The sequence below is a fragment of the Pseudomonas sp. LAIL14HWK12:I10 genome (genome assembly GCF_900184205.1).
GTDB lineage: Bacteria > Pseudomonadota > Gammaproteobacteria > Pseudomonadales > Pseudomonadaceae > Aquipseudomonas > Aquipseudomonas kermanshahensis.
The window spans coordinates 599689-609214 of sequence record NZ_FXWU01000003.1 but is presented as its reverse complement, the minus strand read 5'-3'; the positions used below and the strand labels follow the sequence as shown (position 1 = coordinate 609214).

Annotated in this window: 11 protein-coding genes; 4 read left to right on the top strand and 7 right to left on the bottom strand. The window is 63.7% G+C overall.

The window, feature by feature from the left end; all coding sequences use genetic code 11:
• Positions 1-6 precede the first annotated feature (6 nt).
• The 4 genes from QOS90_RS10010 to cysG are packed head-to-tail and all read left to right on the top strand — an operon-like array spanning position 7 to position 4406.
• On the top strand, positions 7-1332 hold the full coding sequence (locus QOS90_RS10010) for a replication-associated recombination protein A (protein ID WP_085273001.1): 1326 nt from the start codon (positions 7-9) through the stop codon (positions 1330-1332).
• Entirely contained in the window at positions 1329-1703 is a 375-nt protein-coding gene (gene crcB, locus QOS90_RS10005; protein WP_085273002.1) for a fluoride efflux transporter CrcB, read from the top strand. Before QOS90_RS10010 ends, crcB begins: the two co-directional genes overlap by 4 nt.
• Before the next feature lie 30 nt (positions 1704-1733).
• On the top strand, positions 1734-3014 hold the full coding sequence (gene serS / locus QOS90_RS10000; RefSeq protein WP_085273003.1) for a serine--tRNA ligase: 1281 nt from the start codon (positions 1734-1736) through the stop codon (positions 3012-3014).
• Entirely contained in the window at positions 3015-4406 is a 1392-nt protein-coding gene (gene cysG, locus QOS90_RS09995; protein ID WP_027592727.1) for a siroheme synthase CysG, read from the top strand.
• Between the two features lie 115 nt (positions 4407-4521).
• Here cysG and QOS90_RS09990 read toward each other — a convergent pair whose 3' ends face one another.
• From QOS90_RS09990 to QOS90_RS09960, 7 genes are all read right to left on the bottom strand, one after another.
• Complete coding sequence (locus tag QOS90_RS09990) at positions 4522-5484, bottom strand: glutathione S-transferase family protein (protein WP_085273004.1); 963 nt, start codon at positions 5482-5484, stop codon at positions 4522-4524.
• A 94-nt stretch (positions 5485-5578) separates the two neighbouring features.
• Positions 5579-6580 (bottom strand): glycosyl transferase family protein, encoded by a 1002-nt coding sequence (locus QOS90_RS09985; protein WP_085273005.1) that lies wholly within the window; start codon positions 6578-6580, stop codon positions 5579-5581.
• Positions 6577-6912, bottom strand: a complete 336-nt coding sequence (locus tag QOS90_RS09980) for a TusE/DsrC/DsvC family sulfur relay protein (protein ID WP_085273006.1) — start codon at positions 6910-6912, stop codon at positions 6577-6579. The genes QOS90_RS09985 and QOS90_RS09980 overlap by 4 nt, the downstream gene beginning before the upstream one ends.
• Positions 6909-7205 carry a sulfurtransferase complex subunit TusB gene (tusB, locus tag QOS90_RS09975; protein WP_085273007.1) on the bottom strand — a complete coding sequence of 99 codons (297 nt, stop codon included), beginning with the start codon at positions 7203-7205 and terminating at the stop codon, positions 6909-6911. Before tusB ends, QOS90_RS09980 begins: the two co-directional genes overlap by 4 nt.
• Positions 7205-7564 carry a sulfurtransferase complex subunit TusC gene (gene tusC / locus QOS90_RS09970; RefSeq protein WP_027592722.1) on the bottom strand — a complete coding sequence of 120 codons (360 nt, stop codon included), beginning with the start codon at positions 7562-7564 and terminating at the stop codon, positions 7205-7207. Before tusC ends, tusB begins: the two co-directional genes overlap by 1 nt.
• A 1-nt stretch (position 7565) precedes the next feature.
• The gene (tusD, locus tag QOS90_RS09965; RefSeq protein ID WP_085273008.1) at positions 7566-7958 is read right to left on the bottom strand and encodes a sulfurtransferase complex subunit TusD; all 393 of its coding nucleotides are present in this window, start codon (positions 7956-7958) and stop codon (positions 7566-7568) included.
• A 117-nt stretch (positions 7959-8075) separates the two neighbouring features.
• Positions 8076-9455, bottom strand: a complete 1380-nt coding sequence (locus tag QOS90_RS09960) for a nucleobase:cation symporter-2 family protein (protein WP_085273009.1) — start codon at positions 9453-9455, stop codon at positions 8076-8078.
• Between the last annotated feature and the right edge of the window lie 71 nt (positions 9456-9526).

The following is a 9526-nucleotide window of genomic DNA, read 5'->3' as shown; positions in this document are numbered from 1 at the left end:
CCCGTGATGGACCTGTTTCGAAGCGAACCCGTCGCCCAGCCCCTGGCTGCTCGCCTGCGCCCGTCCAACCTGGACGAGTACGTTGGCCAGGAGCACCTGCTGGCGCGCGGCAAGCCGCTGCGCGAGGCGCTGGAGCAGGGGGCGTTGCACTCGATGATCTTCTGGGGGCCGCCCGGGGTGGGCAAGACCACCTTGGCGCGGCTGCTGGCGCAGTTCTGTGACGCGCACTTCGAAACGGTCTCGGCGGTACTGGCAGGGGTCAAGGAGATTCGCCAGGCGGTCGAGGTGGCCAAGCAGCAGGCGGCCCAGTATGGCCGTCGCACCATCCTGTTCGTCGACGAAGTGCACCGCTTCAACAAGTCGCAGCAGGACGCCTTTTTGCCCTACGTGGAAGATGGCACGCTGATCTTCATTGGCGCCACCACCGAAAACCCGTCCTTCGAGCTCAACAATGCGTTGCTTTCGCGCGCGCGGGTGTACGTGCTCAAGAGCTTGGACGAGCCGGCGCTGCGCAAGCTCGTCGACCGTGCCTTGAGCGAAGAGCGCGGCCTGGGCAAGCACAACCTGCAGGTGGGCGACGAGGCCTTCAAGATGCTCATGGCTGCCGCCGACGGCGATGGCCGGCGCATGCTCAACTTTCTCGAAAACGCCTCGGACCTGGCTGAAGATGGCAGCGAAATTGGCGTCGAGCTGCTGCAAAGCCTGCTCGGTGACAGCCGTCGGCGCTTCGATAAGGGCGGCGAGGCGTTCTATGACCAGATCTCGGCGTTGCACAAGTCGGTGCGTGGCTCCAACCCCGATGCCGCGCTGTACTGGTTCGCGCGTATGCTCGATGGGGGGTGCGACCCGCTGTACATCGCCCGCCGCGTGGTGCGCATGGCCAGCGAAGACATCGGCAACGCCGACCCTCGTGCCCTGAGCCTGTGCCTGTCGGCGTGGGACGTGCAAGAGCGCCTGGGCAGCCCCGAGGGTGAGCTGGCCGTGGCCCAGGCCATCACCTACATCGCCTGTGCGCCAAAGAGCAATGCAGTGTACATGGGCTTCAAGACTGCCCTACGCGAGGCGGCCGAGCATGGTTCGCTGGAAGTGCCGCTGCACCTGCGCAACGCCCCGACCAAGTTGATGAAGCAATTGGGCTACGGCGACGAATACCGCTATGCCCATGACGAGCCCGATGCCTACGCGGCAGGTGAAGACTACTTCCCTGACCAACTCGAGCCTCGCCAGTATTACCAACCCGTGCCCCGCGGCCTGGAGCTGAAGATCGGCGAGAAGCTACGGCACCTGGCCGAGCTGGATCGCAGCAGCCCCCGGCAACGGAGAAAACCATGATTGCACTGATCGCTGCCGTCAGTGCAGGCGGTATCGCGGGTACTTTGCTGCGCTTTGCGACCACCAACTGGGTGGTCGCCCACTGGCCACGGCACTTCTATCTCGGTACGCTGGCCGTCAATCTGATCGGCTGCTTGTTGATCGGCCTGCTGTATGGCCTGTTTTTGCACAAGCCCATGGTGCCGGTCGAGCTGCGCGCGGGCCTGATCGTCGGTTTCCTGGGCGGCTTAACCACGTTTTCCTCCTTTTCGCTCGATACCGTACGCCTCATGGAAAGCGGGCAGATGCCCCTGGCTTTGGGCTATACCGGTATCAGCGTGGTGGGCGGGCTGCTCGCGACGTGGGCCGGCCTGTCCTTGACCCGATTCTGAACCAACACCTACACATAACGAGAGAACGATATGCTCGATTCCAAACTGTTACGCGGCCAACTTCAGGAAGTGGCGGATCGCCTGGCCTCCCGTGGCTTCAGCCTGGATGTCGCGCGCATCGAATCACTGGAAGAGCGCCGCAAGGCCGTGCAGACGCGCACCGAGCAACTGCAGGCCGAGCGTAACGCCCGTTCCAAGTCCATCGGCCAGGCCAAGGCCAAGGGCGAAGATATCGCGCCGCTGATGGCCGACGTCGAGCGCATGGCCAATGAGCTGGCCGCAGGCAAAGTCGAGCTGGACGGCATCCAGGCTGAGCTGGATGGCATCCTGCTGACCATTCCTAACCTGCCGGACGCCAGCGTGCCGGTTGGTGCCAGCGAAGACGACAACGTTGAAGTACGCCGCTGGGGCACCCCTAAGGCCTTCGACTTCGAAATCAAAGACCACGTCGCCCTGGGCGAAATCAGCGGTGGCCTGGACTTCGAAGCGGCAGCCAAGCTGTCTGGCGCCCGCTTTGCCGTGCTGCGTGGCCCGATTGCCCGTCTGCACCGCGCCCTGGCGCAGTTCATGATCAACCTGCACACCGGCGAGCACGGCTACGAAGAGCACTACACCCCGTACCTGGTACAAGCGCCGGCCCTGCAGGGCACCGGCCAGCTGCCGAAGTTCGAGGAAGACCTGTTCAAGATCAGCCGCGAAGGCGAAGCTGACTTCTACCTGATCCCAACCGCCGAGGTTTCGCTGACCAACTTGGTTGCCGGTGAAATCCTTGATGCCAAGCAACTGCCGCTCAAGCTGGTCGCCCACACGCCTTGCTTCCGCAGTGAAGCCGGCGCATCGGGCCGTGACACCCGTGGCATGATCCGCCAGCACCAGTTCGACAAGGTCGAAATGGTCCAGGTAGTCGAGCCATCCAAGTCGATGGAAGCCCTCGAAGGCCTGACCGGCAACGCCGAGCGCGTGCTGCAGCTGTTGGAACTGCCCTACCGGGTACTGGCGCTGTGCACCGGCGACATGGGCTTCGGTGCGGTGAAAACCTACGACCTGGAAGTGTGGGTACCGAGCCAGGACAAGTACCGCGAGATCAGCTCCTGCTCCAACTGCGGTGATTTCCAGGCGCGTCGCATGCAAGCCCGCTGGCGCAACCCGGAAACCGGCAAACCAGAGCTGGTGCATACCCTCAACGGTTCCGGCCTGGCAGTAGGCCGCACCCTGGTGGCGGTATTGGAGAACTACCAGCAGGCCGACGGTTCGATCCGTGTGCCTGAGGTGCTCAAGCCGTACATGGGTGGTGTCGAGGTCATCCGCTAAATGGATTACCTGCCACTGTTCCACAAGCTGCAGGGCGGCCGGGTACTGGTCGTCGGCGGCGGTGAAATTGCCTTGCGCAAAGCGCGCCTGCTGGCGGATGCCGGCGCCGCGCTGCGCGTGGTGGCGCCCGAGGTTGACGGCCAACTGGCCGCACTGGCCCGGGAAGGTGGCGGTGAGGTCTTGGTGCGCGGCTATCAGGCGCCCGACCTGGTCGGCTGCCGGCTGGTGATCGCGGCCACTGATGACGCTGGGCTGAACGCCCAGGTGTCGGCCGATGCCCAGGCGCTCAACCTGCCGGTCAACGTGGTGGACGCGCCGGCCCTGTGCACGGTGATCTTCCCGGCCATCGTCGACCGCTCGCCGTTGGTGGTGGCAGTCTCCAGTGGGGGTGATGCGCCCGTGCTGGCGCGTTTGATTCGCGCCAAGCTGGAAGCGTGGATCCCTTCGGCCTACGGCGAACTGGCCGGGCTGGCGGCGCGGTTCCGGCACCAGGTCAAACGCCTGTACCCAGACGTCAACCAGCGTCGCGGCTTTTGGGAAAATGTCTTCCAGGGCCCGATTGCCGAGCGTCAGCTGGCCGGGCAGGGTGCTGAGGCCGAACGCCTGTTGCAGGCCATGGTCGATGGCGCGCCGGTGCAGCAGGGCGGTGAGGTGTATCTGGTGGGGGCAGGGCCGGGCGATCCGGACTTGTTGACCTTCCGCGCCTTGCGCCTGATGCAGCAGGCCGATGTGGTGCTGTACGACCGCCTGGTGGCCCCGGCCATCATCGACATGTGCCGGCGTGATGCCGAGCGTATCTACGTCGGCAAGCGCCGCGCTGACCATGCCGTGCCGCAGGATCAGATCAACCGCCTGCTGGTCGACTTGGCCAAGCAGGGCAAGCGCGTGCTGCGCCTCAAGGGTGGCGATCCGTTCATCTTTGGCCGTGGTGGCGAGGAGATCGAACAGCTGGCCGAGCAGGGCATCCCCTTCCAGGTGGTGCCCGGCATTACCGCGGCCAGTGGTTGCTCAGCCTATGGCGGCATCCCGCTGACCCATCGCGATTACGCCCAATCGGTGCGCTTCGTGACCGGGCACCTCAAGGATGGCACCAGCAATTTGCCTTGGGATGACCTGGTGGCACCGGCGCAAACCCTGGTGTTCTACATGGGGTTGGTAGGCTTGCCGACCATTTGCGCCGAACTGATTCGTCATGGGCGTGCGGCCAGTACGCCAGCGGCGCTGGTGCAGCAAGGCACTACGCGCAATCAACGGGTGTTTACGGGTACCCTGGCGGATTTGCCGGCGCTTGTCGCCCAGCATGAAGTGCATGCGCCGACCCTGGTGATTGTGGGGGAAGTGGTGCAGTTGCGTGAGAAGCTGGCGTGGTTTGAAGGTTCGCAACATAGCTGAAACGGGTGGGGCCGTTTGCGGCCCTTCGCAGCACAAGGCTGCTCCTACACAGGCGTGCGCCGGAGCTGTAGGAGCAGCCTTGTGCTGCGAAGGGCTGCAAAGCAGCCCCGCTGTGTCACCGGTTAACCCAGATTCCCTGGCCCACCAACCGCTCCCGATCATGCGCCAGACCAAAGTCCTGCAATGGCCCTTTAGGCACGATCCCATTCGGGTTGATGGTCTTGTGGCTCATGTAGTAATGCTTCTGGATATGCTCCATATCCACCGTCTGCGCCACCCCCGGCCACTGGTACACTTCGCGCAGCCAGTTTGACAGGTTGTGGTAGTCGCTCAGGCGTCGCAGGTTGCACTTGAAGTGCCCGTGGTACACCGCATCAAAGCGCACCAGCGTAGTGAACAGTCGTACATCCGCCTCGGTGAGGTACTCGCCAGCAAGGTAGCGATTGCGGCTCAGCACGTCTTCCAGATAATCCAGCTCATTGAACACGTCGTCAAACGCGGCCTCGTAGGCCTCTTGCGTGGTGGCGAAGCCTGCGCGGTAGACGCCATTGTTCACTGCGGGGTAGATCCGTTCGTTCAGCGCTTCGATCGCCGGGCGCAAGGGCTCGGGGTAGAGGTCCAGGCGGTTGCCGGTCAGCTCGTCGAAGGCGCTGTTGAAGATGCGGATGATCTCGGCCGATTCGTTGTTGACGATACGCTTCTCTTTTTTGTCCCACAGCACCGGCACGGTAACGCGCCCGGTGTAGTGCGGGTCATCCTGGGTGTAGCGTTGGTGCAGGAATTCGAGTGCATCGAGGTGGTCGCCGGTGGAGCCCTGCTGCTGGTCGAAGGTCCAGCCATTCTCTTGCATCAGCCAGCTCACCACCGACACATCGATGAGCGGCGACAGGCCCTTGAGTGCACGGAAAATCAGGGTGCGGTGCGCCCATGGGCAAGCCAGTGACACGTACAGGTGATAACGGCCGGCCTCGGGTGCGGGCAACGCGTTGCGGCGCTGGGCGTTTTCGCGTTTGAAGGCCCCGTCTTTGCCGGTTTCATACCACTGGTCGTGCCAGCGTCCGTCGATCAAAAGGCCCATGTTGAGCTCCTGGAACAAAGTTGTTTGTCGTTGGAGCCCAGTCTAGGGAATATCGTTCGAATAAATAGCGCAAAGACTCGGGGTCTTTAATCGATTAAATCGATGCGTTGCGTTCGCTCCAGTAGCGACGCGCTGTGGCGAAGGCGTCGTCACGGTTCTGCCCCAGCCCGCGCAAGGCCAGGGCCATGGTGGCGACCACGGCCACTTCGCCGTAGCTGTCTTCGGCTTCGCCCTGCCACACGGCGAGCAGTTGCTGCGGCTGCAGGCTCGGTGGTTTGACATGGCGGCGTTCGCTCAGGGCTGGCCACTCTTCATCCCAGGCCTCGCCCGCTGTAGTGCCATAGAGATGGCTGATGACATCGGGATTGACCTCGATCTCGCCGCCATCGCCCTTGATCACCACGGCATGGTCGCCGAGCAGGCGGCTAGCTTCACGGTGCACCGCCTGGTAGCCAGGGTGGAAGATGCTCTGCAGGCCGCAGCGCGCACCCAGCGGGTTCAGTACCCGAGCCAAGGAGTGAATTGGCGAGCGCAGGCCCAAGGTGTTGCGCAGGTCAATCATGCGTTGCAACTGGGGTGCCCAGTCCTGCAACGGGAAAAACGCCAGCCGCTGCTGGTCGAGCGCGGTGCTGACAGCCGCCCAGTCGCGGCACAGCGGAATCTGCAGCTGTTCGAGCAGTTGTTCAGTGAACATGCGCCCGGCGGTGTGGGCGCCGCCGCCATGCATCAGGATGCGCACCCCGTTGTTGGCCAGGCACTTGGCCGCCAGCAGGTACCAGGGCAGGTGGCGCTTCTTGCCCGCGTACGTGGGCCAGTCCAGGTCCACGGCAATGTGCGGCGCTTGCAAGTGCGCGCGCAGGGCCTCGGTGAAACCGGCCAGTTCATCGGCGCTTTCTTCCTTGTGCCGCAGCAGCATGAGGAAGGCACCGAGCTGGGTGTCCTCGACTTTGCCTTCCAGCAGCAAGGTCATGGCCGCGCGGGCTTCTTCGCGGGTCAGGCCGCGCGCGCCGCGCTTGCCTTTGCCAAGGATGCGCACGAATTCGGCGAACGGGTGTTCGGCGGGTGTTTCCAGGGTGAGCGGGCGTGGTTCGATCATATGCAGTTGGTCGGCTTGGGCAGGCCCGCCAGCTTGGCGGCAAGTTTGGCAGGAGTGCCGTTGAACAGGCGGTTCAGGTGCGGGCTGTTGCCCTTTTCAGGGCCCAGCTTCAGCGCGGTGTACTTGATTAGCGGGCGTGTGGCCGGCGAAAGCTGGAATTCCTGGTAGAACTGGCGCAGCAGCTCGAGGATTTCCCAGTGGTCAGCGGTCAGCGGGATGCCTTCACGTGTGGCGAGGGCATCGGCGACGGCAGGGGACCAGTCTTGCAGGTCGACCAGAAAGCCGTCCTTGTCCAGGGCAATCGTTTGATCGCCAACGTTCAGCGTACTCATAGCCAGCTGTTGACCTTGTCGTAATGCAGCGACAGCTCTACGAATGCAGCATAGTCCACAGGCTTGGCCAGGTCGTTGGCGACCGCGCGGGCGTGCAGGTCTTCTTCGAGGGCGAACAAACGCTGCTCGAGCGCGGCGGCTTGCAGCAGCTGCTGGGGCTCGCTGTCGGCGTGCAGTGCATAGACCGCGTCGCCGCACAGCAGCAGTGCATCGTCGGCGCCGAGCAGGCGCAGGCAACTGGCCAGGCGGTCGTCGCCGAAGGGCGAGTGGGCAATTACATGCAGGGTTGTCATCACAGCGTTACCACCTGGTCAAAACGGGCGATCAATGCGGTCAGTGCCGCGTCGTCTAGCACCTGCACCGGTAGCGCCAGGGTGTCGGCGGCGAGGCCGCGCTGGCGCAGGCTATGGCTGCAGGCGAAGAGCGCTTCGACGCCGAACATCGGCAAAGCCTGCAGGTTGGCCGCCAGGTTCTTCTGTTGCAGGGCTGCGGGTTGCTGGCCCGGGGCGAGCTGGAATACGCCATCGTCCAGGAACAGCATGCCCAGCGGCAGGTCGAACGCGCCACCGGCCAGTGCGATGTCCAGCGCCTCACGGGCCGATGGGCCGTTCCAGGGTGCCTGGCGGCTGATGATCAACAAGGACTTGGCCATTTCAATCGCCTCCGAAGCAGATCAGCCGATCGGCACTCTGCGCCGCCTCGTGCAGTTGGCCGAGCCCGGACAGCTCCCAGGGCTTGGGCAAGTTCGCGGCCGGCCGTTGATAGCGGCTGGCTTCGGCCTCGTCGAGCACGCCACGGCGCAACGCAGCGGCAATGCACACCACCGCGTCCAACTGGTGCTGGTCGATGAAGGTGCGCCATTGGGCCGCGACATCCAGCTCATCCTGGGGCGTTACCACGTTGGCCGAGGCACTGTGTACCCCGTCCTGATAGAAGAACAACCGGGCAACCTCATGCCCGCCGGCCAGCACCGCCTCGGCAAAGCGCAGGGCGCGGCGCGAGGAGGGCGCATGGGCCGGGGAAAAAACCGCGATAGCGAATTTCATGGACAACTCATGCAAAGGAATGCCGCCATGATAAAGCAAAAAAGCCCATCCCCGCTCATACAAGGACCTCGTAGCCTTGTGCAGAGGGGGTGGGCTGTTCAGCGAGGCGTTGAAGGGTCAGGCGCGCTCTTTGCTCTCTGGCAGGAACCAGTTCAGCACCAGGGCGCAGATACCGCCGGTGGCGACGCCCGACTCCAGCACATTGCGGATTGCCGCCGGCATGTGGGCCAGGAACTCAGGCACTTGGGCCACGCCCAGGCCCAAGGCCAGCGACACAGCAATGATCAGCAGGGCGCGACGGTCCAGCTGCGTGCTGGCCAGGATGTTGATACCCGAGGCCGCTACCGCGCCGAACATCACCATGGCCGCGCCACCCAGTACCGGCTCCGGTACCGCCTGGATCACTCCAGCAACCGTCGGGAACAGGCCCAACAGCACCAGCATCACAGCGATCCAGATGCCGATATGGCGGCTGGCGATGCCGGTCAGCTGAATAACGCCGTTGTTCTGGGCGAAGATCGAGCTGGGGAAGGTGTTGAACAAGCCGGCCAGCAGCGAGTTGGCGCCGTTGACCAGCACGCCGCCTTTGATCCGCTGCATCCACACCGGGCCTTCGACCGGTTGGCGCGAGACCTTGCTGGTGGCGGTAACGTCACCAATGGCTTCCAGCGATGTCACCAGGTAGATCACCAGCATCGGAATGAACAGCGCCCACGAGAAGCTCAGGCCAAAGTGCAGCGGCGTGGGCACCTGGAACAGCGCAGCCTCGTGCATGCCGGTGAAGTCCAGGCGGCCGAGGTAGCCGGCCAGCGCATAGCCCACCGCCAAGGCGATGACGATAGCGCAGCTGCGCATCCATACCACCGGGATGCGGTTGAGAATGACGATGATCGCCAGCACCACGCCCGACAGCAGCAGGTTTTCGCCATTGGCGAAGGTGCCGTTGGCCATCGCGCCAAAGCCGCCGCCCATGCTGATCAGGCCGACCTTGATCAGGGTCAGGCCGATCATCAGCACGACGATGCCGGTCACCAGTGGCGTGATCAGGCGTTTGACGAACGGCAGGATACGCGACACGCCCATCTCCACGAAGGAGCCTGCGATCACCACGCCAAAAATGGCCGCCATTACGCCTTCTACCGGCGTGCCTTGCTTGACCATCAATGCACCGCCAGCAATCAACGGCCCGACGAAGTTGAAGCTGGTGCCCTGAACAATCAGTAACCCCGCGCCAAACGGCCCGAAGCGCTTGCACTGAACGAAGGTGGCGATGCCGGAGATCACCAGCGACATGGATACGATCAGGTTGGTGTCCCGCGCCGAAACACCCAACGCCTGACAAATCAGCAGGCCAGGTGTCACGATCGGCACGATGATCGCCAGCAGGTGCTGCAGCGCCGCCAGCAGGCCGATCAGCAGCCGTGGCTTGTCCTCAAGACCCAGCACCAGTTCATTGGCAGGCGCCGATGCGCCTGGGCTGTGTTCGTGTGAGCTCATTGCAGAAAGCCGCCCCGGAAGAAAAAAGGAGCGCATTCTACGGGCTGAAGCGCAATTGGGGTAGTGGCAAG

What these genes read in the sequence shown, in the direction of transcription:
- QOS90_RS10010 (WP_085273001.1), top strand. Translation starts at nt 7, where the DNA reads ATGGACCTGTTTCGAAGCGAACCCGTCGCCCAGCCCCTGGCTGCTCGC.
- crcB (WP_085273002.1), top strand. Translation starts at nt 1,329, where the DNA reads ATGATTGCACTGATCGCTGCCGTCAGTGCAGGCGGTATCGCGGGTACT.
- serS (WP_085273003.1), top strand. Translation starts at nt 1,734, where the DNA reads ATGCTCGATTCCAAACTGTTACGCGGCCAACTTCAGGAAGTGGCGGAT.
- cysG (WP_027592727.1), top strand. Translation starts at nt 3,015, where the DNA reads ATGGATTACCTGCCACTGTTCCACAAGCTGCAGGGCGGCCGGGTACTG.
- QOS90_RS09990 (WP_085273004.1), bottom strand. Translation starts at nt 5,484, where the DNA reads ATGGGCCTTTTGATCGACGGACGCTGGCACGACCAGTGGTATGAAACC.
- QOS90_RS09985 (WP_085273005.1), bottom strand. Translation starts at nt 6,580, where the DNA reads ATGATCGAACCACGCCCGCTCACCCTGGAAACACCCGCCGAACACCCG.
- QOS90_RS09980 (WP_085273006.1), bottom strand. Translation starts at nt 6,912, where the DNA reads ATGAGTACGCTGAACGTTGGCGATCAAACGATTGCCCTGGACAAGGAC.
- tusB (WP_085273007.1), bottom strand. Translation starts at nt 7,205, where the DNA reads ATGACAACCCTGCATGTAATTGCCCACTCGCCCTTCGGCGACGACCGC.
- tusC (WP_027592722.1), bottom strand. Translation starts at nt 7,564, where the DNA reads ATGGCCAAGTCCTTGTTGATCATCAGCCGCCAGGCACCCTGGAACGGC.
- tusD (WP_085273008.1), bottom strand. Translation starts at nt 7,958, where the DNA reads ATGAAATTCGCTATCGCGGTTTTTTCCCCGGCCCATGCGCCCTCCTCG.
- QOS90_RS09960 (WP_085273009.1), bottom strand. Translation starts at nt 9,455, where the DNA reads ATGAGCTCACACGAACACAGCCCAGGCGCATCGGCGCCTGCCAATGAA.